General features: G+C 54.0%; 16 protein-coding genes. 13 read left to right on the top strand and 3 right to left on the bottom strand.

What is annotated here, in order from left to right; translation table 11 throughout:
• Positions 1-25 precede the first annotated feature (25 nt).
• From ACTQ1N_RS01080 to ACTQ1N_RS01060, 5 genes are all read left to right on the top strand, one after another.
• Positions 26-1,897, top strand: a complete 1,872-nt coding sequence (locus tag ACTQ1N_RS01080; protein ID WP_441953786.1) for a flavin reductase — start codon at positions 26-28, stop codon at positions 1,895-1,897.
• A 125-nt stretch (positions 1,898-2,022) separates the two neighbouring features.
• The gene (locus ACTQ1N_RS01075) at positions 2,023-2,181 is read left to right on the top strand and encodes a rubredoxin (protein WP_154527226.1); all 159 of its coding nucleotides are present in this window, start codon (positions 2,023-2,025) and stop codon (positions 2,179-2,181) included.
• 84 nt (positions 2,182-2,265) lie between these two features.
• The gene (locus ACTQ1N_RS01070; RefSeq protein ID WP_441953784.1) at positions 2,266-5,154 is read left to right on the top strand and encodes a glycoside hydrolase family 3 C-terminal domain-containing protein; all 2,889 of its coding nucleotides are present in this window, start codon (positions 2,266-2,268) and stop codon (positions 5,152-5,154) included.
• A gap of 31 nt (positions 5,155-5,185) precedes the next feature.
• Entirely contained in the window at positions 5,186-5,854 is a 669-nt protein-coding gene (locus ACTQ1N_RS01065; RefSeq protein ID WP_441953782.1) for an HAD family hydrolase, read from the top strand.
• Positions 5,851-6,732, top strand: a complete 882-nt coding sequence (locus ACTQ1N_RS01060; RefSeq protein WP_441953780.1) for a class I SAM-dependent methyltransferase — start codon at positions 5,851-5,853, stop codon at positions 6,730-6,732. The genes ACTQ1N_RS01065 and ACTQ1N_RS01060 overlap by 4 nt, the downstream gene beginning before the upstream one ends.
• A gap of 102 nt (positions 6,733-6,834) precedes the next feature.
• Here ACTQ1N_RS01060 and ACTQ1N_RS01055 read toward each other — a convergent pair whose 3' ends face one another.
• Positions 6,835-7,683: a GNAT family N-acetyltransferase gene (locus ACTQ1N_RS01055; protein ID WP_441953778.1), complete on the bottom strand. Its 849-nt coding sequence runs from the start codon at positions 7,681-7,683 to the stop codon at positions 6,835-6,837.
• A 162-nt stretch (positions 7,684-7,845) separates the two neighbouring features.
• On the opposite strand from ACTQ1N_RS01055, the gene ACTQ1N_RS01050 reads away from it, so the two are divergent.
• The 4 genes from ACTQ1N_RS01050 to nifJ all read left to right on the top strand — a co-directional run bounded on the left by ACTQ1N_RS01050 (position 7,846) and on the right by nifJ (position 18,022).
• Positions 7,846-9,165 (top strand): carbamoyl phosphate synthase small subunit, encoded by a 1,320-nt coding sequence (locus ACTQ1N_RS01050; RefSeq protein ID WP_441953776.1) that lies wholly within the window; start codon positions 7,846-7,848, stop codon positions 9,163-9,165.
• Positions 9,166-9,167: 2 nt separating this feature from the next.
• Entirely contained in the window at positions 9,168-12,386 is a 3,219-nt protein-coding gene (gene carB / locus ACTQ1N_RS01045; RefSeq protein ID WP_441953774.1) for a carbamoyl-phosphate synthase large subunit, read from the top strand.
• A 140-nt stretch (positions 12,387-12,526) separates the two neighbouring features.
• Complete coding sequence (locus ACTQ1N_RS01040) at positions 12,527-14,161, top strand: ABC-F family ATP-binding cassette domain-containing protein (RefSeq protein ID WP_441953772.1); 1,635 nt, start codon at positions 12,527-12,529, stop codon at positions 14,159-14,161.
• Between the two features lie 321 nt (positions 14,162-14,482).
• Complete coding sequence (gene nifJ / locus ACTQ1N_RS01035; RefSeq protein WP_441953770.1) at positions 14,483-18,022, top strand: pyruvate:ferredoxin (flavodoxin) oxidoreductase; 3,540 nt, start codon at positions 14,483-14,485, stop codon at positions 18,020-18,022.
• A 144-nt stretch (positions 18,023-18,166) separates the two neighbouring features.
• Here the strand turns inward: nifJ and ACTQ1N_RS01030 are convergent, their stop codons facing one another.
• Both ACTQ1N_RS01030 and ACTQ1N_RS01025 read right to left on the bottom strand, forming a co-directional pair.
• The gene (locus tag ACTQ1N_RS01030; RefSeq protein ID WP_441953768.1) at positions 18,167-18,901 is read right to left on the bottom strand and encodes a response regulator transcription factor; all 735 of its coding nucleotides are present in this window, start codon (positions 18,899-18,901) and stop codon (positions 18,167-18,169) included.
• A complete protein-coding gene (locus tag ACTQ1N_RS01025) occupies positions 18,894-20,696 on the bottom strand; it encodes a sensor histidine kinase (RefSeq protein ID WP_441953766.1) in 1,803 nt (600 codons plus the stop codon). The genes ACTQ1N_RS01030 and ACTQ1N_RS01025 overlap by 8 nt, the downstream gene beginning before the upstream one ends.
• 227 nt (positions 20,697-20,923) lie before the next feature.
• Between ACTQ1N_RS01025 and ACTQ1N_RS01020 the strand changes: the two genes are divergently transcribed.
• The 4 genes from ACTQ1N_RS01020 to yicI all read left to right on the top strand — a co-directional run bounded on the left by ACTQ1N_RS01020 (position 20,924) and on the right by yicI (position 26,611).
• On the top strand, positions 20,924-21,811 hold the full coding sequence (locus ACTQ1N_RS01020; RefSeq protein ID WP_441953764.1) for a carbohydrate ABC transporter permease: 888 nt from the start codon (positions 20,924-20,926) through the stop codon (positions 21,809-21,811).
• Positions 21,811-22,650: a carbohydrate ABC transporter permease gene (locus ACTQ1N_RS01015; protein ID WP_441953762.1), complete on the top strand. Its 840-nt coding sequence runs from the start codon at positions 21,811-21,813 to the stop codon at positions 22,648-22,650. The genes ACTQ1N_RS01020 and ACTQ1N_RS01015 overlap by 1 nt, the downstream gene beginning before the upstream one ends.
• A gap of 113 nt (positions 22,651-22,763) precedes the next feature.
• Positions 22,764-24,083 (top strand): ABC transporter substrate-binding protein, encoded by a 1,320-nt coding sequence (locus tag ACTQ1N_RS01010; protein WP_441953760.1) that lies wholly within the window; start codon positions 22,764-22,766, stop codon positions 24,081-24,083.
• 209 nt (positions 24,084-24,292) lie between these two features.
• Positions 24,293-26,611 (top strand): alpha-xylosidase, encoded by a 2,319-nt coding sequence (gene yicI / locus ACTQ1N_RS01005; RefSeq protein WP_441953758.1) that lies wholly within the window; start codon positions 24,293-24,295, stop codon positions 26,609-26,611.
• Positions 26,612-26,784: the final 173 nt, after the last annotated feature.

The raw sequence follows: 26,784 nt of genomic DNA, 5'->3' as shown, positions 1-26,784 counted from the left end.
GCTGAAAGCTGGAAAGGAAAAGAACATGTACTGTTACAGAAAAGTGATGGACGACCTGTACTGGGTAGGAGCGAATGACAGGCGCCTGGCAATGTTCGAGGGAGTGTACTCTGTTCCGGATGGCGTTTCTTATAATTCTTATCTGCTCCTGGATGAGAAGACGGTTCTGTGCGACACGGTGGATGCCGCCGTCGCAACGGTGTTCTTTGAGAATGTGGAGAAGGTGCTGGACGGAAGGCATCTTGATTATGTGATTGTCCACCATATGGAACCGGATCACTCCGCAACGCTTGAGGAGCTGATCAGAAGATATCCGGATGTCCGGATCATCTGCAACAGCAAGACGAAGACGTTGATGAAGCAGTTTTTCACGTTCGATGTTGAGGACAGGGTCCATCTTGTGAAGGAAGGGGATGTCTTCTCTGCCGGCAGGCATGAGCTCACGTTTGTCAACGCGCCGATGGTTCACTGGCCGGAGGTCATGATGACCTATGACAAGACGAGCGGAACGCTGTTTTCGGCGGACGCATTCGGCACCTTCGGTGCGCTGAACGGTGCCCTGTTTGCGGATGAAGTAGACTTCATGAGGGATTACCTGGATGAAGCCAGAAGATACTACAGCAACATTGTCGGAAAATACGGAACACAGGTGACGGCTGCGCTGAAGAAGGCGTCAGGGCTTGACATCAAGTATCTGTGCCCGCTGCATGGTTTTGTATGGCGGAAGAGCATCGGAGATTATATTGACAAGTATCAGCACTGGGCAGCCTACAAGCCGGAGGAGACAGGTGTCGTCATCGCCTATGCCTCTGTCTATCATCACACCGAGAATGCTGCAGAGTGCCTGGCAGTCCGTCTGCGGGAGAAGGGCATTAAGACGGTGATGTTTGACACCTCCGTGACACCGCCGTCGGAGATTATTTCTGCCGTCTTCAAGTACAGTCATCTGGTGCTGGCGTCGACAACGTACAATGCAGGCATCTTTGTTCAGATGGAAGCTTTCCTTTATGACCTGGTTGAGCATAACATCCAGAACCGCACGGTTGCTGTCATCGAGAATGGTTCCTGGGCCCCGACCAGCGGCAAGCTGATGCGGGAACTGCTCGAGAGGTGCAAGAATCTCAACGTGCTCAACGAGACGCTGACGATCAAGTCCGCGCTGAAGGAAGATCAGCTGTCACAGCTGGATGTGATTGCGGACGCCATTGATGCGACCATTCCGAAAAAAACAGAAGTCACAAAGACAGACGAGAAGGGCGGAGGAACAGACGTCGGCGCACCGGTGCTGGACCCCAAGGCGATGTTCAAGCTCAGCTATGGTCTTTTCATTCTGACAGCGAGGGATGGGGAGAAGGATAACGGGTGCATCGTCAATACGGTGATCCAGGTTACAGAGAAGCCGAACCGGATCCAGGTGGCGGTCAACCGGAACGGCTATACGCATGATATGATCAAGAAGGCCGGGGTGTTCAATGTTTCTATTCTGGCACAGGATGCAACCTTCGATCTGTTCAGGCAATTTGGCTTCCAGAGTGGAAAGTCTGCGGACAAGTTTGCTGATTTCACGGATTACAGCCGGTCTGCGAATGGACTGACCTATGTGACAAGGGGAACGAATGCGCTCCTTTCCGCGAAGGTTGTTCAGGAAGTCGAATTTGAGACGCATACCGTCTTTATCGCAGAGGTCACGGAGTGCAGAGTTCTTTCGGATGTCCCGTCTGTGACGTATGAGTATTACTTTGCCCACATCAAGCCGAAGCCACAGCCTGTGGAAGAGAAGAAGGTGGGCTGGGTCTGCAGAATCTGCGGATATGTCTATGAGGGGGAGGTCCTTCCGCCAGACTTTATCTGCCCGATCTGCAAGCATCCGGCGAGTGATTTCGAAAAACTGCAGTGACGGCTTCAGGATTGTTTTACTTGACAAATGCTGCGCTTTAGGCAACTATACCATTATCTGAAGACAAATATGATCCAGAGTCATTCATGACCTGGAACTCAAAGATGGAACAGGAGGATCACAACATGAAAAAGGTTTGCGATGTCTGCGGCTGGGAGTATGACGAGGCAGAAGGGTATCCGGAGGGCGGAATCGCTCCTGGAACAAAGTGGGAGGATATCCCGGATGATTTTGTCTGCCCGATCTGCGGCGCAGGCAAGGATGAGTTCAGCGACGCTGACTGAGAGCTGGGCAAGAAGCAAGAGATGAAGGACCGCCGGAATTCATTTCCGGCGGCCTTTCTTGAAATGGAGGAGAAACAGAAGAATATGGACATACCCACCCGATTGCAGACGCTAGACTGGGAACGTTATACAAAGTGTGCGCGGCAGGCCGCGGCAGACGGCATCGTTCTGCTGCGCAATGAGAAGGCAGTCCTTCCGCTTCCGGAAGGGGAGACGGTGGCGCTTTTCGGGGTCAGCCAGCTGTGCTATTACAAGAGCGGGACAGGCTCAGGCGGAATGGTGAATGTCTCCCATGTGGTATCCATTCGTGAGGCGCTTGAGCATGAGCCTTCGATCAGGCTGAATCGTTCTGTTCTGCATCTGTACGACCGTTACGTGGACGAACATCCATTTGAAGCAGGGGAAGGATGGGGAAAGGACCCGTGGTCTCAGGCAGAGATGCCGCTTGACAGGGAAACTGCGAAGCAGGCAGGCCAGGACAGCCGGACGGCGATCGTTGTGATTGGAAGGACAGCAGGGGAGGACAGAGACAACAGGGCAGAGCCCGGGTCGTTTCTGCTCACGGAGACGGAGCTGGACATGCTGAGAACGGTCCGTGGAGCATTTTCAAGGATGGTCGTTCTGCTGAATACCGGAAATGTCATCGATATGCGGTTTGCGGATGAAATCAAGCCGGATGCGGTTCTTTATGTCTGGCAGGGCGGCATGGTCGGCGGCCTTGGCGTCGTGGATGTTCTGACCGGCCGTGTCAGTCCTTCCGGCCACCTGACCGATACGGTCGCGGAACGGATTGAGGACTATCCGTCTTCCGGCAGCTTCGGCACAGGCGTGAGGGATGTCTATCAGGAAGATATCTACGTGGGATACCGCTTCTTTGAGACGGTCGCAAAGGATAAGGTACTGTATCCGTTCGGATACGGGCTTTCCTATACAACGTTCAGTATCCGCGCCCGGAAAAAGCAGAGCGAGCCGCTCGCAAGACTGTCTGTCGATCTGGAAGCAGAGGTGACGAATACAGGCCATGCTGCCGGGCGGGAAGTCGTGCAGGTATATGCGCAGGCGCCCCAGGGAACGCTTGGAAAACCGGCAAGAGTGCTGGTCGGGTTTGAAAAGACGAGGCTGTTGAAGCCGGGCGAGAGCCAGACGCTTCAGATCCAGATCCCGGTCAGAAGCTTCGCCTCCTTCGATGAAAGCGGAAAAACAGCCGAGATTTCAGCCTGGGTGCTGGAGGCAGGGCGTTACGACCTGTATGTAGGAGAGAATGTCCGGGATGCGGTGATTCTGGACTCCGAGGACGGCGCCTTTACACTGTCTGAAGACTGGATGGTTCTCCAGGAAGAGGAAGCGCTGGCGCCCGTCTGCAAATTTGACCGAATGGCGATGAGCGAAGAGAGCGGGGAAGTCCACCTTGTGTACGAGGAAACGCCGCTTCGAAGCATCGATGTGGAAAAACGGATTTATGAAAATCTTCCGGGAGAGACAGCCCAGACTGGAAACCGGGGGCTGAAGCTGTCGGATGTAGAGGATGGATCCTGCAGGATGGAAGACTTCATTGCACAGCTCTCGGATGAGGACTTGTGCGCCATCATCCGTGGAGAGGGAATGGGAAGTCCCCTTGTGACGCCAGGGACGGCAGCAGCCTTCGGCGGCGTCACAAAACGCCTTCGTGATTTCGGGATCCCCGCTGTGTGCTGCGATGATGGACCGAGCGGGATGCGTCTCGACTGCGGGGACCATGCGTTTTCTCTTCCGAATGGAACGATGCTGGCATGCACATTTGACCGGGAGCTGAATGAACAGCTGTTTTCCTTCCTTGGCCTGGAAATGGTTAAAAACCGGGTGGACTGTGTTCTGGGACCAGGTGTCAACATTCACAGAAATCCGCTGAACGGAAGAAACTTCGAATATTTTTCGGAGGACCCTTATCTGGCAGGAGAGATGGCGGCTGCTCAGCTGCGCGGGCTGCATCAGAGCGGAGTAACCGGCGTTCTGAAGCATTTCTGCGCAAACAACCGTGAGACCAGGCGTCATGAGCTTGACAGTGTCGTATCCGGAAGAGCGCTGCGGGAAATCTACCTGAGACCTTTTGAGATTGCGGTCAGGGAAGGCGGAGCAGATGCGCTGATGACGACCTACGGGAAGGTAAACGGTATCCATACAGCCTCGCTCTATGATCTGACCACGACCATTCTGCGCAATGAATGGGGATTTGACGGCATTGTCATGACGGACTGGTGGGCTGCAATGAGCGAAGATCCGTCAGAGATGGATCCTTATGAGACGTCTGAGCCGGGGACAGGAAAGGCAGAGGGGGAAGATGTGCGGCGGCTTAAGCGGAGCATCGCCGGAAAAACGTATGATTTCAGTCCGATGGTCCGCGCTCAGAATGACCTGTATATGGTCGTCCCGGACGGGGAGAAGATTGTACCGTCCGAGGATGAAGAAGCCGGTGAGCCGACCACGCTTTCAGCTCTGCGGGAAGGAAGGCTGACCCGGGCGGAGCTTCAGCGCTGCGCCATGAATATATGCCGGTTTGTAATGAAGACTGAAGCCATGAGGCGCCTGCTGGGCCATCCGACTGAAGTTACAGTGGAGAGTGTCCCGGAGGGGGAGGATCTTTCTGCGGTCGAGAGTGTGACGTTTCATCCGGTTCCGCCGGAAGGACTTGAGCTTGATCTGTCTGCGGTCCTTCCACAGCGCGGAGGAGACTATCTGTTCGGCCTGCAGGTCACACCAAGAACCCGCTACCAGATTGAGCTCAAGGCTGCGTCTGCGTCCGGTGTGCTTGCCCAGATCCCGGTAAGTCTGTTCTTTACGACCATTCCGGTTGCAGAGTGGATGTTCGGGGGCGGCGAAGGAAGTGAGGCTGTAAAGACAGCGACATTCTTTTCCACAACCAGAAACAGCGTCATGAGGCTTCATTTTGGCCAGAGCGGACTGATACTGAAGAGTCTGCGGGTTCAAAGAATCTGAAACTGAGAAGAAAGAGCAGCAGGAGGATATTTTGAAAGAAGGGATCATTCTTGATGTGGATGGAACTCTTTGGGATGCCGTGCGTGCAATCAGAGACTCGTGGAATCTGTACAGAGAAGAACAGATTCCAGAGATGCCGGGACATTACACGGACGCGGACATTGAGGGAGTCCTCGGGCTGACGATGACTCAGATCGGGGACCGCCTTCTGGCGCCGCTCTCTGAGAAGCGGCGGCATCAGGCGCTTGAGGGAATGATGGATGCAGAAGTGACGTATATGTGGGAACACGGCGGCAGTGTATATCCGTCTGTCGGGCAGACGCTGACGCGTTTAAAGAAAGCAGGGTTTCACCTGTATATTGTCAGCAACTGCCAGAAGGGGTATATCGAGGATTTCCTGCATACGTCGGGGACAGGCAGCCTGATCGAGGATCACGTGTGTTTCGGGGATACTGGGAAACCGAAGGACTTCAGCATCCGCCTGTGCATGGAGAGAAATGAGCTTCAGCGTGCGCTTTATGTGGGTGACACAGCCGGTGACCTGGATGCTGCAAGAAAGGCGGGCATTCCGTTCATCTACGCAGCCTATGGATTCGGACAGGTCGACGCGGAGAAAGAGAAGGTGCCTTCGATCGACGCCTTTGCACAGCTTCCGGAGATGGTGACAGCATTGTGGGAGAAAGCAGGTAACAGAAGATGATAACGGCATCAAACTGGACAGACTATGAGATCCTCGATACCTCCTGCGGGGAGAAGCTGGAGCGCTGGGGATCTTATCTCCTCATCAGACCGGATCCGCAGGTGGTCTGGCAGACGGACAAAAAGGACCCGGGCTGGAGAAGGTGCAATGCGCACTATCACAGGTCCAGCCGGGGCGGCGGAGAATGGGAATTCTTTGATCTGCCGCAGCAGTGGACGATCGGCTACCAGGGCGGCGGACTGGATCTGAAGTTTAACCTGAAGCCTTTTTCATTCAAGCATACCGGACTCTTTCCGGAGCAGGCAGCAAACTGGGACTGGTTTGCGGAGAAAATCCGTCAGCGGATCCGTCAGGGAAAGGAAGTGAGGGTTCTGAACCTATTCGCCTACACCGGCGGGGCGACGGTTGCAGCGGCTCAGGCAGGGGCAGTCGTGACGCACGTGGACGCTTCAAAAGGGATGGTCGGCTGGGCGAAGGAGAATGCCCAGGCGTCCGGAATCGACCACTCGTCTGTCCGCTGGCTGGTGGATGACTGCAGAAAGTTTGTCGAGCGCGAGATCCGCCGCGGCAACCATTATGATGCAATCATCATGGATCCTCCCTCATACGGAAGAGGACCGAAAGGTGAGATCTGGAAGATGGAGGACTGCATCCACGAGCTTCTGAAGCTGACAACACAGATTCTCTCAAAAAAACCGCTGTTTTTCCTGCTGAATTCCTATACGACAGGACTGTCTCCATCCGTACTGACATATCTCATGAGCGTGACGCTCGTTCCCATTTTCGGGGGAACCGTATCAGCGGAGGAGATCGGACTTCCGGTCAGAGACAGCGGCCTGGTACTGCCCTGCGGTGCAGCCGGGCGCTGGGAACTGTAACGAGACTTTGTCCGAATGAGAAGACGATATCTGAAAGCGGAAGAGGCAGCGGCCGGATCGGAAGGCCGATGGCAACACGGCGGCTGCCGGGCGGGTGCTGCCTCAGGAGAGTACCTTGCTTCTGAACCAGTAGGTATAGAAGTCCTGAAATCCGAGCGACTGGTAGAGTTTTTTGGCAGCCGTGTTTCCCTTTACAACCTGCAGGTAAGCATAGCGGGCGCCCTGAAGGCGTGCTTCCTTCAGAATCGTGGAGCAGATTGCCCGGGCGTATCCGCGCCGCCAGCAGCTGGGCGATACATAGATGGCGTAGATTCCGATATAATCCCTGTCCCGGATTCCGAGACCGGTTGCCACGATCCGGCCGTCGATCTCAATGCTGGCTGCGATCGTTTCTTTCGGAATGGCCGCATACATGGAGGGGACAATCCGGCGCAGGTTCGGTTCCGAGGTCCCATTCAGATGGAAGAGCCCACGGATCCACTCGTCTGTGACGACAGCGTTCAGCTCGACAGTCAGTCCTCCTGCGTAGTGAACGAGGGTCGGCAGATTCAGACGGTTTTCAAAGATGTATTCCCGCCGTTCTTCCTTCAGCAGACTGACGTCTTTGAGATCAGCTGTCATCACTTCCGTAATGTGCCGGACTTCATAGCCGCGCTGGGAGAGCCGGTGATCAAATGAGGGATCCAGGAGAGGCTGAATCTTGAAGGAGCAGGGGCTGTTGAAGTGGTCGTAGACAGCCTCACAGTAGGCGATCTTCTCCTCGACGGGAATGGTCGAAATCCCGACCTGCTCGACGGAGTTTGTCCGGTAGGAGTAATTGTACGAGAAGCGGATCAGCCAGCCGTCATACAGCTCGATCATATAGGATGGCCAGGCATTCAGCGAGACCTCCTCCAGATATTGAATATCCTTCTCTCTTTTATCCCGCTCAGCTCTGCTCATCGGTTCCATAATGTATCGAATCCCCCTGCCTTTTATTCTTAAAGCCAGTCTCTATTGTACGAGTTCCCTGTGAATTAATCCAGTGCCCTTAAAGATTGTCAGCTTGCAAAGCTGACGCGTGTATGGTAGCATTCTTTCGATTTTGAACAGCTTAAGAAAGAGAGGCATCTCATGGGCAGTGCAGCGTATCTGATACTGGAGGACGGAACTCTACTGAAAGGAGAAAGCGTCGGTTCGAGGAGAGAGGTGATCTCGGAGATCGTGTTCAATACGTCGATGACGGGATACCTGGAGGTCCTGACAGATCCCTCCTATGCAGGCCAGGCTGTCGTTATGACCTATCCTCTTATTGGAAACTATGGCGTCAGTTTTGAGGACATGGAGTCTTCAAAGCCCTGGCTGTCTGCTTTCATCGTCCGGGAATTCTCCCGTATTCCTTCTAACTTCCGTTCGGAAGATACCATCCAGAATTTCCTCACAAGATATGATATTCCCGGGATTTCAGGCATCGATACAAGAGCGCTGACGAAGACGCTCCGGAATCGCGGAACCATGAACGGCATGATCACGACCAGAGAGTACTCTCAGGAGGAGATCCGGGACCTGCTGCCCCGGATCAAGGCATACCGGACAGGGGATGTCGTTTCGCGCGTCAGCTGCCGGGAAAGGTACGAGTTTACAGACAGCGGGATGAATGTACCGTGGCCGAACCTGGTTGGCTCCAGAGTGGAGCTGGAAGAGGAGGCAGGGAACGGACGCCGGACAGAGAAGAATCCGTCAGGCATGGCGGATGGAATCATCTCTGCGGATGATCCGGCACTTGCAGGAACGCCGATTGCCCAGAAAGCAGCGGACGAACGCGAGCAGGCTTATGTACGGCTTTCCGAGAAGGCGGCCCGCCAGCATCTTCATGTCGCGGTGATGGATTTTGGCATGAAGCGAAACATTGGCAGAAGCCTTGTACACCGGGGCTGCCGTGTCACGGTTTATCCGGCGTGGACAACCGCAGATGAGATTCTGGCGGATCAGCCGGACGGCATCATGCTGTCCAACGGTCCTGGTGATCCGAAGGACTGTGGAGAGATCATCCGTCAGGTACGCAGGCTGTATGAGAGTGATGTGCCCGTCTTTGCGATTTGTCTTGGCCATCAGCTGATGGCGCTGGCAGCAGGAGGGGATACCTACAAGCTGAAATACGGACACAGAGGCGGGAACCATCCGGTCAAGGATCTGAAGACAGGACGGGTATACATTTCCTCCCAGAACCATGGATATGCGGTAGATGAGAAAAGCCTGAGCGCAGATGTTGCGCGTCCGGCCTTCCGGAACGTGAACGATGGGACAAATGAGGGGATGGTTTACCTCGGGAAAAACATCTTTACTGTACAGTTTCACCCGGAAGCCTGCCCGGGACCGCAGGATTCCGGCTATCTGTTTGATCGTTTTGTGAGGATGATGGAGCGCGCGAAGAGCGAGAAGGAGGGAGACTGAACATGCCGAAGGATAACAGCATCAGGAAAGTGCTCGTCATAGGTTCCGGCCCGATTATCATCGGACAGGCGGCCGAGTTTGACTATGCAGGAACGCAGGCATGCAGAAGTCTGAAGGAGGAGGGCATCGAGGTTGTCCTGCTCAACAGCAATCCGGCAACCATCATGACCGACAAGGATATTGCGGATCATGTCTACATTGAACCGCTGACGACTGAGGTGGTGGAGGCGATTATCCGGAAGGAGAAGCCGGACAGCATTCTGCCGACGCTCGGGGGGCAGGCTGGGTTGAACCTGGCGATGGAGCTGGAGGAGAAGGGAATCCTGAAGAATCTGGATGTCCGCCTGATCGGAACGACTTCCCGGACAATCAGGAGGGCTGAGGACCGTCTCGAATTCAAGGAGGCCATGGAGAAGATCGGGGAGCCGGTGGCGCCCTCCCAGGTCGTCCGTAATCTCGAAGATGGAGAGAAGTTTGCACGCCGGATCGGATATCCGGTCGTGCTGCGGCCGGCTTACACCCTCGGTGGTTCCGGCGGCGGGATCGCAAACAACCAGGAGGAGCTTGACGAGATTCTCGAGAACGGTCTCCGCCTTTCACGTGTCGGCGAAGTTCTGGTCGAGAGAAGCATCGCCGGCTGGAAGGAAATTGAATATGAGGTTATGAGGGACGGTGCCGGCAATGTCATTACCGTCTGCAACATGGAAAACATTGATCCGGTCGGCGTCCACACAGGGGATTCCATCGTTGTAGCGCCGAGCCAGACGCTGGGCGACAAGGAATACCAGATGCTCCGCACCTCCGCGCTCAACATCATCACAGAGCTGGGAATTACCGGCGGCTGCAACGTCCAGTACGCCTTGAAGCCGGATTCATTTGAATACTGTGTCATCGAGGTCAACCCGCGTGTGTCAAGATCCTCGGCACTTGCATCGAAGGCGACCGGATATCCGATCGCAAAGGTTGCTGCCAAAATCGCCCTCGGGTACACGCTCGATGAGATTCGGAATGCGATTACGGGGAAAACCTATGCCAGCTTTGAGCCGATGCTGGACTACTGCGTTGTGAAGATGCCGAGGCTTCCGTTTGACAAATTCATCACAGCGAAGCGGAGCCTGTCCACACAGATGAAGGCAACTGGCGAAGTGATGAGCATCTGCACAAACTTTGAAGGTGCGCTGATGAAGGCGATCCGTTCCCTTGAGCAGCATGTCGACAGCCTCATGAGCTATGATTTCTCAGGACTCGATGACGAACAGCTTCATAAAAAGCTTCAGGACGTCGATGACCAGCGGATCTGGGTTATCGCGGAGGCCCTTCGGCGAGGGTTTACCAGGGAAGGCATCTACAAGGCGACGAAGATTGACCCCTGGTTTCTGGATAAGATCGCGCATCTGACGGAGATGGAGAAGGCGCTGAAAGAGCAGCCTCTGACGGAGGAGCTGCTGCTGGAAGCCAAGCGCATGGAATTCCCGGACAACGTGATCGCGTCTCTGGCCGGAAAGACGCAGGAGGAGATTCACCTGCTCCGGGAAAAGGCCGGTATCCATGCCTCATTCCGGATGGTGGACACCTGTGCTGCCGAGTTCGAGGCGCAGACCCCGTATTATTACTCCGTGTATGACGGCGGCGAGAATGAGGCTGCGGAGGCAGCCGGAAAACATGATAAGAAGAAGGTTCTGGTGCTGGGCTCCGGACCGATCCGGATCGGACAGGGAATCGAGTTCGATTTCTGCTCCGTCCACTGTACCTGGGCCTTCCAGAAAGCCGGCTTCGAGACCATCATCATCAACAACAATCCGGAAACGGTATCGACGGACTTCGATATTGCAGACAAGCTCTATTTTGAACCGCTGACGCCGGAGGATGTTGAGAACGTTGTCCGGCTGGAGAAGCCGGACGGTGCAGTCGTCCAGTTCGGCGGTCAGACGGCCATCAAGCTGACGAGCGCGCTCATGAAGATGGGCGTTAGGATTCTCGGCACGGATGCGGACGATGTCGATGCCGCGGAGGACAGGGAGCGGTTTGACGAGGTGCTGGAGCGGTGCGGCATCACAAGGCCGAAGGGGGAGACCGTCTTTACGGCAGACGAGGCCAAGGCTGTGGCAAACCGTCTGGGCTATCCGGTTCTTGTCCGCCCGTCCTATGTGCTGGGCGGTGCCGGGATGCGGATTGCGATCTCGGATGAGGACATTGATTCCTATATCGGGAACATCAACCGCTATGCTCAGGATCATCCGATCCTGGTTGACAAGTACATGATGGGACGTGAGATTGAGGTCGACGCGGTCTGTGACGGAACGGACATCCTGATCCCCGGTATCATGGAGCACATCGAGCGGGCGGGCATCCATTCCGGCGACTCCATCTCGGTCTACCCGGCGAAGGATCTGTCAAGGGAAGTCAAGACTGTCATTGAGTCCTACACAAGGAGCCTGGCTCAGAACCTGCATGTCATCGGGATGATGAATGTCCAGTTCATCGTTCGGGATGATGGCGTGTATATCATCGAAGTGAATCCCAGATCCTCGCGGACGGTACCCTATATCAGCAAGGTGACCGGAATTCCGATTGTTCCGCTTGCGACAAGGGTGATTCTGGGCGAAAAGATCAGAGACATGGGCTACACGCCCGGACTCCAGCCGGAGGCGGACTATTTTGCGGTCAAGATGCCAGTCTTTTCATTTGAGAAAATCCGGGATGCGGACGTTACACTCGGCCCGGAGATGAAATCGACCGGTGAATGCCTTGGCATCGCGAAGACGTTCGATGAGGCCCTGTACAAGGCATTTCTCGGTGCCGGTGTCAGGCTGCCCAGGTACAGCAACATGATCATCACGGTCTGTGACGAGGAGAAACCGGAGATGATCGACATTGCCAGACGGTTCTCCAGAATCGGGTATACGATCTACTCGACCCACGGGACGTGGAAGGCACTCCGCGCAGAAGGAATCCCGGCCCGCCAGGTCAATAAGCTGGAGAAGGATTCCCCGAACCTGATGGATCTGATCCTCGGTCATCGGATCGATCTGGTCATCGATATCCCGAACAGGGGCATCGAGCATCAGCAGGACGGATTTTTGATCCGCCGCGCGGCCATCGAGACCGGAGTCAATGTCATAACGGCTGTCGATACAGCACGGGCGCTGATCACCTCGCTCGAGGACAATTCAGTGACAAAGCTCAGTCTGGTCGATATCGCAGACATCGACAGGAGATAACGCTTGCAAAAAGACTGCTTTTCTGTACAATAGGAAAAGCGGTCTTTTTTTCACGGAAATGACCGGAATTGCCGGAGAAATACCGGGAGTGCCTCAGGCTTTGCTGTGGGGCGGCAAGGAGTTCAGGAGGATTCAGATACATGATAGCTGCAAATGATGTCACGCTGCGTCTCGGAAAGAGAGCATTGTTCGAAGATGTCAACATCAAATTCACCGAAGGCAACTGCTATGGCGTCATTGGCGCGAACGGGGCAGGAAAGTCCACATTTCTGAAAATACTGGCAGGAAAGCTGGAGACGACGTCCGGAAGTGTCACCATCACACCGGGGCAGAGACTGTCTTTCCTCGAGCAGGATCATTTCAAGTATGATGATCAGGTTGTGCTTGACACGGTTATCCAGGGCAACAGACGGCTGTACGAGATCGGCAAGGAGAAGGACGCCCTCTATGCGAAGCCGGATTTCTCGGATGAGGACGGCGTGCGGGCGTCTGAACTGGAGGCGGAGTTCGCTGAGATGAACGGCTGGGAGGCGGAGTCGGATGCGGAGTCCCTTCTGAACGGTCTGGGGATTCCGACAGAGCTCCATCAGGTGCTGATGAAGGAGCTGACCGGCTCCCAGAAGGTAAAAGTCCTTCTGGCGAGGGCTCTGTTCGGCAATCCGGACATCCTGCTTCTGGATGAGCCGACGAACCATCTGGACCTGGACGCAATCGGCTGGCTTGAGGAGTTTCTGATCAACTTCGAGAATACGGTTATCGTGGTCAGCCACGACCGGTATTTCCTGAACAAGGTCTGCACGTATATTGCGGATATTGACTATGGAAAGATTCAGCTCTACGCAGGCAACTATGACTTCTGGTACAAGTCTTCCCAGCTGCGCATCCGCCAGATGAAGGAAGCCAACAAGAAGAAGGAAGAGCAGATCAAGGAGCTGCAGGAATTCATCCAGCGCTTCTCGGCGAATGCTTCAAAGTCCAAGCAGGCGACCTCCAGGAAGCGGGCGCTGGAGAAGATTCAGCTGGACGATATCAGGCCAAGCTCGAGAAAGTATCCGTACATCGACTTCAGGCCGGAGCGGGAGATCGGGAATGAGATTCTGCAGGTTGAGAATCTGTCGAAGACGGTAAACGGCGTGAAGCTGCTGGATGATGTGACCTTCACGCTCCGCCATGATGACAAGGTTGCTTTCGTAGGCGGCAATGAGCAGGCCAAGACGATGTTCTTCCGGATTCTGATGGGGCTTGAGGAGCCGGATGAGGGCTCGTTCAAGTGGGGCGTCACGACAAAGCGGGCTTATTTCCCGAAGGATTATACCGATGAATTTGACAACGATCTGACCGTTGCCCAGTGGCTGACCCAGTATTCCGAGATCAAGGATCAGACCTATGTGAGAGGCTTTCTTGGCAGGATGCTCTTTGCGGGGGAGGATGGAGACAAGTATGTGAAGGTCCTTTCCGGAGGGGAGAAGGTACGCTGCCTGTTTTCAAAGATGATGATTTCCGCCGCGAATGTTCTGATCTTTGATGAACCGACCAACCACCTGGACATGGAATCGATCACTGCGCTCAACGACGGCATGATCAAGTTCCCCGGTGTGATGCTGTTCTCATCAAGAGACCATGAGATCGTGGAGACGACCGCGAACCGCATCATGGAAATCCTGCCGAACGGCAGGCTGATCGACAAGGTCACAACCTACGATGAGTATCTGGCATCTGATGAGATGGCGAGAAAGCGCACAGTCTACACCAGCGAGACGGATGATGAGGATTGAGAAAAAACCTGAGATACAGCATGTTAGAATTGTATAACTAATGATATAATATTAAAACATTAGTTTGTGTAAATAGAACAGATTGTCCGGTGAAAAGAACATAAAATAGTGTAATTTCACGGCGCTTCATGGACAATGCCTCCTCTGTATGCTATGATAGGTGCGAAATTCTGAGCATACAGCGGAGGCATTTTTCTTTGCTGAATTCCGCTCCGCCGGGCACCGGAGACTTCGGTGGCGGCCGGAAGAGAGCGGCAGCAGGGAAGGCTGCACATCCAACCTGCGCGCTTATAGAACGAACTTCAAGAAGGAGGAACTAAAATGGCAAGACAAATGAAGACCATGGATGGTAATCAGGCTGCCGCATATGCATCCTATGCATTTACCGATGTCGCAGCAATGTACCCGATTACCCCGTCGTCTGTTATGCCGGAGCATACAGATGAGTGGGCAACACAGGGCATGAAGAACATCTTTGGCCAGACCGTCAAGATTACTGAGATGCAGTCCGAGGCAGGTGCTTCCGGCGCCGTCCACGGCTCTCTTGCAGCAGGCGCCCTCACGACGACCTACACTGCTTCCCAGGGTCTGCTTCTGATGATCCCGAACCTTTACAAGATCGCGGGTGAAAGGCTTCCGGGCGTGTTCGATGTATCCGCGCGTGCAGTAGCTTCCCATGCACTTTCCATTTTCGGAGACCACTCCGATGTGTATGCCTGCCGTCAGACTGGCGCCTGCATGCTGTGTGAGTCTTCTGTGCAGGAGGTTATGGACCTGACACCGGTTGCGCACCTTGCAGCTATCGAGGGACGTCTTCCGTTCATCAACTTCTTCGACGGATTCCGCACATCTCATGAGATCCAGAAGATTGAGCAGTGGGATTTTGAAGACCTGAAGGAGATGTTCAACTTCAAGGCACTTCAGGAATGGAGAGACCAGTGCCTGAATCCGGATCATCCGGTAGAGAGAGGCTCCGCGCAGAACCCGGATATCTTCTTCCAGGTCCGCGAGGCGATCAACCCGTACTATGACGCGATGCCGGCCATTGTCCAGAAGTACATGGACAAGGTCAATGCAAAGCTCGGAACGGATTACAAGCTGTTCAACTACTACGGCGCACCGGATGCAGAGCACATCATCATCGCCATGGGCTCCGTCAACGATACGATCGAGGAGACCGTTGACTACCTGAACCAGGCCGGTGGCAAGTACGGTGTTGTGAAGGTCCGCCTTTACAGACCGTTCAGTGCAGAGGCACTGATCGAGGCAATTCCGGACAGCGTGAAGTATATCTCCGTGCTCGACCGCACGAAGGAGCCGGGTTCCCTCGGCGAGCCGCTGTATCTGGATGTTGTCGCAGCTCTGAGAGGATCAAAGTTCCAGAATGTTCCGATCTTCACAGGCCGTTACGGACTGGGCAGCAAGGATACGACACCTGCACAGATCATCGCCGTTTACAAGAACACCACAAAGGAAAAGTTCACCATCGGTATTGTCGATGATGTCACAGGCCTGTCTCTCGAGGAAGGCCCGGCGATTGTCACGACACCGGAGGGAACCATCAACTGCAAGTTCTGGGGACTTGGCGCAGACGGAACGGTCGGTGCAAACAAGAACTCCATCAAGATCATCGGCGACAACACCGACATGTATGCGCAGGCATACTTTGATTACGATTCCAAGAAGTCCGGCGGCGTGACGATGTCTCACCTCCGCTTCGGAAAGAAGCCGATCAAGTCCACCTACCTGATTCATCAGGCGAACTTCGTTGCATGCCACAATCCGGCATACATCCGCAAGTTCAACATGGTTCAGGAGCTGGTTGACGGCGGAACCTTCCTGCTGAACTGCCCGTGGTCCGATGAGGAACTGGAGCAGCATATCCCGGGACAGGTGAAGGCTTACATCGCAAAGCATCACATCAAGTTCTACACGATCGACGGTGTCAAGATCGGTATCGAAGTTGGCATGGGCCCGACCCGTATCAACACCATTCTTCAGTCCGCATTCTTCAAGCTGGCTGCCATCATCCCGGAGGAGAGGGCAATCGAGCTGATGAAGGCTGCAGCGAAGGCTACCTACGGCCGCAAGGGCGATGATGTCGTCAAGAAGAACTGGGCAGCCATCGATGAAGGCGCAAAGCAGGTTCATGAGGTCGCTGTGCCGGCATCCTGGGCTGACGCTGCGGATGAGGGACTTGATTTCCATAAGGTATCTGAGGGCAAGAAAGAGGTTGTCGATTTCGTCAACAACATCCAGCTGGCTGTCAGTTCCCAGGAGGGCAACAAGCTTCCTGTCTCCGCGTTCAAGGATTACGTTGACGGCACGACACCGTCCGGAACAGCTGCATATGAGAAGCGCGGCGTCGCGGTTATGGTGCCTGTCTGGAATCCGGACAACTGCATCCAGTGCACACGCTGCTCGTATGTATGCCCGCATGCCGTGATCCGTCCGTTCGCGCTGAATGCCGATGAGGCGGCCGCTCTTCCGGAGAGCCAGAAGACGCTTCCGATGCTCGGTATGAAGGACTACAAGTATGCGATCGCTGTCTCTGCTTATGACTGCACAGGCTGCGGAAGCTGCGCGAATGTCTGCCCGGGCAAGAAGGGCGAGAAGGCACTGACCATGATGCCGTTCGCAGAGCATACGGACGAGCAGGAAGGGTTCGACTACTGCGTCAAGCTGGATCCGAAGCAGGATGTTGTCGACAAGTTTAAGGAAAACACGGTCAAGGGCTCCCAGTTCAAACAGCCGCTGCTTGAATTCTCCGGCGCCTGCGGCGGATGCGGTGAGACACCGTATGCAAAGCTTGTCACACAGCTCTTCGGCGACAGAATGTACATCGCGAACGCAACCGGATGCTCCTCCATCTGGGGCAACTCCTCACCGTCCACACCGTACACGGTCAACAAGAAGGGACATGGCCCGGCATGGTCGAACTCCCTGTTCGAGGATGCGGCTGAGTTCGGGTTCGGTATGTTCCTGGCAGCTGACGCTCTCAGACAGAGCCTGAAGAGCAAGGTTGAGGCGATGATGGCCGAGGGCAAGGTTACAGCCGAGGGCCAGGCATGGCTTGATACCTATCTGGATGGAAAGACCAACGGAGCGGCAACCGATGAACTCGTGAAAGCTCTTGAGGCTGACGGCAGTGCCGAGGCTCAGGAAATCCTGAAGGACAAGGATTATCTGGCAAAGAAGTCCAACTGGATCTTCGGCGGCGACGGATGGTCCTATGATATCGGATTCGGCGGCGTTGACCATGTACTGGCATCCGGCAAGGATATCAATATCTGCGTCTTTGATACAGAGGTGTACTCCAACACAGGCGGACAGTCCTCCAAGGCTACCCCGACCGGTGCAGTCGCACAGTTTGCGGCAGCCGGCAAGGAGACCAAGAAGAAGGATCTGGCTTCCATGATGATGAGCTATGGCTATGTCTACGTCGCACAGGTTGCGATGGGCGCTGACTTCAATCAGTGCGTCAAGGCATTCGCTGAGGCTGAGGCATATCACGGACCTTCCATCGTCCTGTGCTATGCGCCTTGCATCAACCATGGTATCAAGAAGGGCATGGCAAAGGCTCAGACTGAGGAAGAGCTGGCTGTCAAGTCCGGATACTGGCATCTGTTCCGCTACAACCCGGATCTGAAGAAGGAAGGAAAGCCGGCATTCACGCTGGATTCCAAGGCTCCGACAGATGATTACAAGGAGTTCCTGAACGGAGAGGTTCGTTACAATTCTCTGAAGAGATCGAATCCGGAACGCGCCGCAAAGCTCTGGGATAAGTCCGAGAGTGAGGCGAAGGAACGCTACGACTATCTGAACAGACTGGTGAAGCTGTACAGCCCGGAAGAAGAGTAATGTTCTGAGTCAGGCGAATCGTCTGGCTGAAGAGAGAGGCCGCTGCCTGAAAAGGCAGCGGCCTTTTGCTGTCCTGTCCGGGGCTCCCGGAGGGAATGTGGGAGAAGGCTTTGAGAAGAACGCAGGAAGAGAACAGGCGGAGGATCAGGATCTTGAGCGGTACTCACTGGGAGAGATACCGAAGTAATTCCGGAAGGCTTTTGAAAAGTAGGTATTGTCAGGATAACCGACTCTGGAAGCGATCTCCGTGATCCGGATCGCCGGATCCTTCAGAAGACTGGCGGCCCGTTCCATCCGGACGGATGTGAGATATTCGGAGATACCCAGGTGATAGGTTGATTTGAACAGCCTTGACAGGTATTCATGCGAGAAAAAGTATCGATCCGCAAATTCTGAAAGCCTGATGTTGTGTGTGTAGTCCCGGTCAATTGTATCATGCAGAAGGGTGACAACCTGCTGGGCAGTGAGACTTGAACCAGAGTCTTCCCCGGAGAAGTCTTCGTCCGGGAACAGCATTTTCATGGCATGTCCGATGGCTTTGTTCAACTCATCTGCGACAACCGGCTTGAGAAGGTAGTCTGACACATGAAAGTGAATGGCCTGCTGTGCATAGCGAAAGTCATCGTAGCCGCTGATCACGATAAAGGAACATCTTTCGCATTCCTGTGTAGCCTGCTTCAGAAACTCAACACCGTCCATAACGGGCATCGACATGTCAACAAAGACAATCGAAGGTGACAGCTCCCGCATCAGCGTGAGCCCCTGTCTTCCATTCTCCGCGAACGATGGGGGTTCCAGGTGAAAACGGCTCCAGGCACCGAGCCTGCTGATCGCGATACGGACCGGCTTTTCATCATCAATGATCAATGCTTTATACATTCTTTCTGCTCCTTTGGAGGTTCATGACCATAGACACCCTGGTGCCGGTACCTTCCACGCTGTCTATCTGGAGATATGAGGCCTCAGGGGCCATCAGCTTCAGACGGCTGCTGAGATTCACAAGACCGATGCTTCCTGCATTGGTCTGGGAAAGCGGTGCTTTCAGCGAGCGGCGGATTTCCTGCAGCTTGTCTTTGGGGATACCGGCACCATCATCTGATACGGTCAGATTGAAACAGGAAGTTCCGCCGGGCGTGTCATCCTGTGCTGTTTCTCCGGCTTCGATCTGAATATGGATGGAGCTTCTGTCGCCGGTGATTCCATGGAGAATGGCGTTTTCAACCAGCAGCTGGACACAGCATTTCGGGACGGTTACATCCAGGAGATCCTCTGTGATACTGACCCTGACATCAAGTCTGTCATTCATCCGGAGTTTCTGCAGGTCAATGTAATTCTGAGTGAAGGTCATTTCCTCGCGGAGCGGGACCTGGTTTTTCGCTTTCAGCGCGTATCGGAAGATCTGCGCAAGCTTAGTCACCATATCATAGATTTCAATCTGATCACACATCAATGCCTCTGAACCGATCGCCTGGAGCGTATTGTTCAGGAAATGAGGATTCAACTGGGCTTCGAGGGCGGTCAGCTGGGCAGTTTTCTCGTTCAGGCTTGCGATGAGATTTTCGCGGATCAGCTTTTCAATCTGTGCGGACATCTGGTTGAAACTGTCACTGAGCCTTGAAACTTCCAGGGAACGCCCCAGGCGGATCTGGAGAAACTGGCCTTTTCCAAGCTTCTTCTGACTGGCAGAAAGCTGCGCGAGCGGCGCGGTCAGGAAGCGGAAGGAGAAGTAGGTCAGAAACAGAGAAACCATCAGAAACAGAAAACCTTCCAGCAGGGAGAAAGACCTGGCACGGCGAAAGCTTTCTTCTATCGAGGAGATGGGCTGAAGAGAGACGAGTCTGAACCCATAGGTTTCGTCCTGTGCAGCGCTGCAGAGGTACTGTTCATCTCCGATCTGGACCAGACCATCTTTCGGGAGGGGGCCACGGGCAAGAACGGAATCAGGTGCGTCCGGGTTTTTCAGCACCGATCCGAGCGCTCCCTTTGCGGCAGTATAAAGAAGCGTTCCTCCGCTGTACATCGTGATGTTTGTCCCCTCCATGCCGGAAAGCAGGGCGGACGGTGTAACCTCGATGACGGCAGCTGCAAGAGGGGTTCTGTCTGAAACCCGGATGATGGTATGGCTGAAGACGAACAGAGAGTCGTCGGAGGCAGGGGAGATGGAAGTGCCGCTCTTTGCTTTCAGGCACATCTCCAGTGGCTGACTTCCATCCATGTTCGGAGCAGTCTGCACCTTCATTCGCTGATCACCGTTGCTGCGCCCGATCACGAGATCCTGGTTCAGCAGGTAAAGGTGATAGGCGTTCAGATCGGTTCTGGTATAATAATAAATCTGAACCTTCTTCAGAATGTCCTGCTGTTCAGCCTCAGAAAGCGAAACGGTCTGATGAAGCTGCTGGTAGAAGGTGTTGTCAGTGACCGGAAGGACACAGAACTCGGACAGATTGTCCAGATAGGACTTCAGATTCTGTGCTTTCAGATTCAGCAGCCGTTCAGACTGCGTGTTATATTCCCTGATCGAACCGGAACGGCTGTAGTTGTAATTGAATAACGACAGCAGCAGGGTGCTTGCCAGAAGCAGCAGGCTGGTCATCAGCATGAACGAGACCCAGAGGGGCGTTCTGGCGAGACGTGCCGACAATTTTGCCTTCAGATGGGCAGTGATCTTTTTCATGGTCTTTCCTTTGCATCCGAACCTCTCAGGTTCTTTCGTTACCTTTCCTCTGTATCATACAACAACAATACGGGATGTCAAAGAGACAGGCGGATGTGCGGAATCATGATGTCAAAATAGTACAGATATCATATCAATTCTTTCCATATTATTGACAATATAACGAAGATATAATCTTGTCAGAACAAGTAATTCAGGCGTTTAGCCTGGCTGGTAAGGAGCGTGGAATGAAACGAAGCAGCATGAAAAAAAAGAAAGGGTTCGAAAATATCCTGTTCACGATTCCTGCTGTCATCCTGGTGTGCATGGTCATGTACATTCCGTTCGTGATGAGCGGGTACTATTCGCTGACCAGATGGAATGGAATCGCGAAACAGCCCGTCTTCATCGGCCTGGAAAATTTCAAAACCATCCTGAGCGGAAGCGACAGCTTCCTTTCGGCGATGTGGTTCACGATTCGCTATACATTCTTCTTTGTTATCGTCTCGAATATCGCAGCGCTGGCGCTGGCTGTTGCCCTGACGAAACGATTCCGGCTGGCGAATCTTTACAGAGGTTTGTTTTTTATTCCCTATATCATGTCGATGACCATCGTCGGCTTCATCTGGAAATTCATCTTCACGTCGGGATTCAAGAAGTTCTTTGAACTGACCGGCTGGGGATTCTGGAATCTGTCCTGGCTTGGGAATCCGGACATGGCGTTCTGGTCCGTCACAATTGTCGGAATCTGGCAGTCTCTGGGATTTTACATTGTCCTCTATATCGCCGGCCTGCAGGCAGTGCCGAAAGATATCATTGAAGCAGCCTATGTGGACGGCGCATCGAGAAGACAGACTTTCTTCAAAGTGACGGTTCCGCTGCTCGGGCCCTCGATGACGACCTGTGTATTTATGTCCCTCACGAACGGGCTGAAGGTTTTTGACATCATCCTGGCGCTGACAAAAGGTGGACCGGGGCAGTCGACGTATTCTGCGACCCTGTCCATCTACAATGAGGCGTTCACGCGGAACAATTACGGCCTTGGATCCGCACAGGCCATCCTGTACTTTGTCTTTGTCCTCGTGATCACGCAGCTGACCTTGAAAATGATGTCCAGAAAGGAGGTCGCACTCTGATGAGACGGAAAACCAGACAGAGGCTGTCACATGTCATCCTTGTGGTGATCCTGACCGTGATCGCACTGCTCTATATCTATCCGGTTGTACTGATGTTCATGAATTCAGTCAAGCCGTTCGGGGAGGTCATCGCGACGCCGGTCTCGCTTCCGAAGAAGCCGACATTCGGAAATTATCTGTATGTCGGAGAGAAGATCCAGTATTTCAGGCTTCTGTGGAACAATGTGATGATCACAGCCATCGGCATCGCCGGAATCGTGTTTTTTTCCTCTCTTTCGGCATACATCTGTGACCGAAGGAGGACAAAATACACAAAGTTCATCTATACGCTGCTGATCACACCGATGCTGATTCCGTTCCAGACCATCATGATTACCCTGCTCAAGGCGATGAACATCATCCACCTGAACAATTCGAGAATCGGTCTGGGCATCCAGTACTGGGGATTCGGCATTCCGATGGCGACCTTTATCTTCTATAACTTCATGGCGACCATTCCGAGAGATCTCGATGAAGCGGCGACAGTCGATGGCGCAACAACCTGGCAGACATACAGGATGGTGATTTTTCCGCTTCTGAAGTCGGTGACGGTGACAGTCATCGTGCTGGATGTCATGTGGATCTGGAATGATTTCCTGCTTCCGCTGCTGATGGTCAACTCGAACAACAAGACGAAGACACTGGTGCTGGCGGCATATACCTTCGTCGGACAGATGAACACCCAGTGGCAGTACGCGATGGCAGGCATGGTCATGGCTGTCTTTCCGTCCATTCTTGTCTTCATATTTCTTCAGAAATACATCGTCGAGGGCGTTGTGGCAGGTGCGGTGAAGGGCTGAAAAGCAGAAAAGCAGAAAAACGATGCGGACGGGGAAAACAGGCAGAGAGATCTGTCTTGATCAATCATATATAAACCGGGTCTGAGGACCCCAAAGCAGAAAGGAGTGTCTTTATGAAAAAGAAACTTGTATCTCTGGTCATGGCAGCAGCCATGGCGGCGTCTGTCGCCGCGCTTCCTGCATTCGCGGGGGAGACAGAGGCAGCCGGAGGAACAGAGGCGGCAGTGGACCCGTCACAGGACTCCGGAGAGATTTATATGTTCATCGCTTCGCCGGAGTATGCGGATGCCATCAACACGCTGATCGACGATTACAAGAAGGTGGCACCGAATGTCACGATCAATTATGAGACGACCCAGAATGATTATCCGACCCTTCTGAAGGCGAAGATCAACTCAGGAGATGTTCCGGACATCTTTTCCTCCACATCCGGAAAGGAGATCGATACCTATCTGGAGTATTCACTTGATCTGTCTGATCAGCCGCTGATGAAGACGATCGATCCTGGTGTTGCGTCCGCGATGGCTTCCGCGAAGGAAGGCGGCGGAATGTACGGCATCGCCATCAAGGGCAACTATTTTGGCATGATCTATAATGAGGATGTTCTCAAGGATGCCGGTGTTGACAAGGTTCCGGAAACAACGGAGGAGCTGAAGGCAGCATGCGACAAGATCAAGAGCGCAGGCTACACCCCGTTCACGACAGGGTTCATGGAATGGTGGGTTTACAAGCATGTCGCACAGCACTTTGTCGACGCTGCGGCAAAGGCGGCCGGAATCAGTGCGGCTGACCTGGTCTCCTCGATCCAGAAGGGAGAGAAGTCCCTCAAGGATTATCCGATCGCCTGCGATAATTTCTTTGACTTCATTGACTATGCAGTCAAGAACGGGGATGACAAGCCGCTTGAGACGGATCTTGCCGGTGAAGAGCAGGCATTTGCTTCCGGAAAAGTCGCCTTTATGCTCGGGCAGGGCGCATGGGTCGAAGCGGACCTGAAAAAGATCAATCCGGATCTGAAGATCGGATTTGCAGGGTATCCGGTAGATGACAAGGCAGAAGATGCGCAGGTAATCTCCGGATCCGACCAGGCACTGAGAATCAACAAGGATTCCAAGAATCTTCAGGCTGTCCTGAATTTCATCAACTGGTGGTATACTTCTGATGAAGGCCAGGCATGGTTCACGGACGTGGCAGGGGTCGTCCCGCCTGTCAAGTCAGACAAGGCATCCGATTTTGTGATCATCGAGCAGGGCAAGAAGCTTGCTGAGGAGAAGGGCTCCGGTGAGCTGGCAATTGTCGATTCCACGGATTCCTTCCACCAGGTATTCGGTGAAGCGATGCAGTCCTACATAGCAGGAACGACATCGAAGGAAGACACCATCAAGACGATCGACGAGCAGTGCGCGGCGATCGACGGACCAGACGCACAGTAAAGACAGAAAGCATTTTAATAGCCGCAGACAGGGATTTGGCCTGTCTGCGGCATAACAGACTCATCTATGAGAATGTGAGACTGCCAGACAGCCGATGACAGAACTGCAGCAGACACCACCAGAAGGCGGCCCGTGCGGAGTAATATGTGGGCGTGGCGGATCGGACAGAGCCATTCAGCAGACAGTGACAGATTAGAGGAGAAGACAACATGAAGTTTACCGAAGGGTACTGGCTCCGCAAGGAGTGTGTACAGGCAAGCTATGCATCGCAGGCATATACAATCGAACGAATTCCGCATGGAATCCGGATTGCGGCGCCGGAGCGGCCGATCAGAAGCCGGGCAGATTCACTGGACATTACCGTGCTGTATGTCGATATTGTCAGCAGCTCCCACAACGACATCGAGGTGAGGGCCTCTCATTTCATGGCGTATGATGAGAAGGAGCCGCGCTTCGAACTCCATACAGAACCGGACGACGTCGAGGTGGAAGAGCTTCAGGATGAAACGGTTCTGACGGCAGGGGACATGAAGGTCAGGGTGAGCCGGAAGGACTGGAATGTCCGGTTTGAGGCAGATGGACGGCTGCTGACCTCATGTGGTTTCCGTAATCTCGCTTACTTCAGGGTGAACAAACAGCCGACGAAGCTGAGCATGGTTCCGGATTATTTTGCGCAGGATTATGCGCCGTATATGGAAGCAGAATTGTCGGTCAAGCCGGGAGAGACCGTCTATGGTCTCGGTGAGCGCTTTACACCATTTGTCAAGAACGGGCAGGTGGTGGATATGTGGAATGAGGACGGCGGAACCTCCAGCTCTGTCAGCTATAAGAATATCCCATTCTACATGACGTCCGAGCACTATGGCGTGTTTGTGGACCATGCAGGTCAGGTCTCCTATGAGATTAATTCTGAAAAAGTGGAATATGTCGGTTTTTCTGTTCCGGGAGAGCAGCTTCGCTTTCACGTGATCTACGGCAGGACACCTGCGGATATCATTGATGTCTATACAAAACTGACGGGGCGTCCGGCGCTTCCGCCTGAGTGGAGCTTCGGGCTGTGGCTCTCGACCTCCTTCAAGCCGAGCTATGACGAGAAGACCACGGATGCTCTGGTGGAGGGCATGCAGCAGCGGGATATTCCATTTTCCGTATTTCACTTTGACTGTTACTGGCTCAGAGGGCTTCACTGGTGCGACTTTGTCTGGGATCCGGTGGCGTTTCCGGATCCGAAGCGGATCATCGACAAGTACCATAAAAAGGGACTGAAGGTCTGCTGCTGGACAAACCCTTATGTCGCTCAGAACACGGACATGTTCCGTGAAGGCGTAGAGAAGGGGTATTTCCTGATGCGTGCAGACGGGAAGGGCGTCAAGCAGGTGGACAACTGGCAGCCGGGAATGGCAATTGTAGACTTTACAAACCCGGATGCTGCGGCTTGGTTTGCCGGAAAGATCAGGGAGCTTCTTCAGACAGGCGTCGATGCGATCAAGACAGACTTCGGTGAGCGGATTCCGGTGGATGTCGTATACCACGACGGAAGCAATCCGGTCGATATGCACAACTACTATACCTTCCTCTACAATCGCACGGTGTTCCGGACAATCGAGGAGGAAAGAGGCAAGAACCAGGCCGTTCTGTTTGCCCGCTCCGCAACGGCCGGAAGCCAGCAGTTCCCGGTCCACTGGGGAGGAGACTGCTTTGCCTCATACGCCTCGATGGCGGAGACGCTCCATGCCGGACTGTCTTTCGCAATGTCCGGGTTCGCATTCTGGAGCCACGATATCTCCGGGTTTGAATCGACGGCAACGCCGGACCTGTACAAGCGCTGGGTGCAGTTTGGCATGTTCTCTACCCATTCACGTCTTCATGGCTCTGACACCTACCGCGTCCCGTGGATTTTTGATGAGGAGTCGGTCGATGTTGTGCGCACATTCAGCAGGCTGAAGTGCAGGCTGATGCCGTATATCTACCGGATGGCGGCGATTGCACATGAGAAGGGAACACCGGTCTGCAGGCCGATGCCGTTTGCGTATCCGGATGACCGTGCCTGCCAGTATCTGGATCTCCAGTACATGTTCGGTGAGAGCATCCTGGTTGCGCCGATCTTCAATGACCAGAGCATTGGAGAATGCTATCTCCCTGACGGGAAATGGATCTCTCTTCTCGACTCCGAGGTGCTCGAGGGCGGAAAGTGGCACCGGAAAAAGTACAGCTACCTGGATTTCCCGGTCTTCGTGCGGGAGAACAGCCTTCTTGCAATCGGCAGCCATGACGATCGTCCGGACTATGACTATACAGACGGTGTGACGTTCCGTTATTATCTGCCGAAGGATGGAGCCATTGCTTTCTGCGAGGTGCCGGATGAGAGCGGAAAGACAGTTCTGAGCGCAAAAGCCATTCTGGAGAATGGCGAAGTGCGGCTCGAACTGGACAGGGAAATGGAAGGTGCGGCTTTTGAGGCTGTCCTTCCGGACGGCAGCAGAAAGCATGCAAAGATAGAAGGAAAGACAGCCTTCATCCGTCTGTGAGCGCAAGGCGCCGAAAGCGGATCTGAGAGGATACCTGCAAAAATACGGAAGGCAGCTAAATTTAAAATGAAACAGCAAGAAGGGTTCCGGGAGTCCGGAGCCCTTCTTGCTGTTTTCCGGCAGTTTTCCTACAGTTTTCCGGCAGCTTTCCCGCATATTCCCGTCTTCATGGA

It is taken from the genome of Porcincola sp. LCP21S3_C12 (assembly GCF_052118625.1).
GTDB lineage: Bacteria > Bacillota > Clostridia > Lachnospirales > Lachnospiraceae > Porcincola.
Note: the sequence above shows the minus strand (reverse complement) of the source record. Positions and strands in the feature narration are given on the sequence as shown.

Bases quoted from the DNA above. Each gene is read 5' to 3' on its own strand.
- ACTQ1N_RS01080 (WP_441953786.1), top strand. From the start codon at position 26: ATGTACTGTTACAGAAAAGTGATGGACGACCTGTACTGGGTAGGAGCG.
- ACTQ1N_RS01075 (WP_154527226.1), top strand. From the start codon at position 2,023: ATGAAAAAGGTTTGCGATGTCTGCGGCTGGGAGTATGACGAGGCAGAA.
- ACTQ1N_RS01070 (WP_441953784.1), top strand. From the start codon at position 2,266: ATGGACATACCCACCCGATTGCAGACGCTAGACTGGGAACGTTATACA.
- ACTQ1N_RS01060 (WP_441953780.1), top strand. From the start codon at position 5,851: ATGATAACGGCATCAAACTGGACAGACTATGAGATCCTCGATACCTCC.
- ACTQ1N_RS01055 (WP_441953778.1), bottom strand. From the start codon at position 7,683: ATGGAACCGATGAGCAGAGCTGAGCGGGATAAAAGAGAGAAGGATATT.
- ACTQ1N_RS01050 (WP_441953776.1), top strand. From the start codon at position 7,846: ATGGGCAGTGCAGCGTATCTGATACTGGAGGACGGAACTCTACTGAAA.
- carB (WP_441953774.1), top strand. From the start codon at position 9,168: ATGCCGAAGGATAACAGCATCAGGAAAGTGCTCGTCATAGGTTCCGGC.
- ACTQ1N_RS01040 (WP_441953772.1), top strand. From the start codon at position 12,527: ATGATAGCTGCAAATGATGTCACGCTGCGTCTCGGAAAGAGAGCATTG.
- nifJ (WP_441953770.1), top strand. From the start codon at position 14,483: ATGGCAAGACAAATGAAGACCATGGATGGTAATCAGGCTGCCGCATAT.
- ACTQ1N_RS01030 (WP_441953768.1), bottom strand. From the start codon at position 18,901: ATGTATAAAGCATTGATCATTGATGATGAAAAGCCGGTCCGTATCGCG.
- ACTQ1N_RS01025 (WP_441953766.1), bottom strand. From the start codon at position 20,696: ATGAAAAAGATCACTGCCCATCTGAAGGCAAAATTGTCGGCACGTCTC.
- ACTQ1N_RS01020 (WP_441953764.1), top strand. From the start codon at position 20,924: ATGAAACGAAGCAGCATGAAAAAAAAGAAAGGGTTCGAAAATATCCTG.
- ACTQ1N_RS01015 (WP_441953762.1), top strand. From the start codon at position 21,811: ATGAGACGGAAAACCAGACAGAGGCTGTCACATGTCATCCTTGTGGTG.
- ACTQ1N_RS01010 (WP_441953760.1), top strand. From the start codon at position 22,764: ATGAAAAAGAAACTTGTATCTCTGGTCATGGCAGCAGCCATGGCGGCG.
- yicI (WP_441953758.1), top strand. From the start codon at position 24,293: ATGAAGTTTACCGAAGGGTACTGGCTCCGCAAGGAGTGTGTACAGGCA.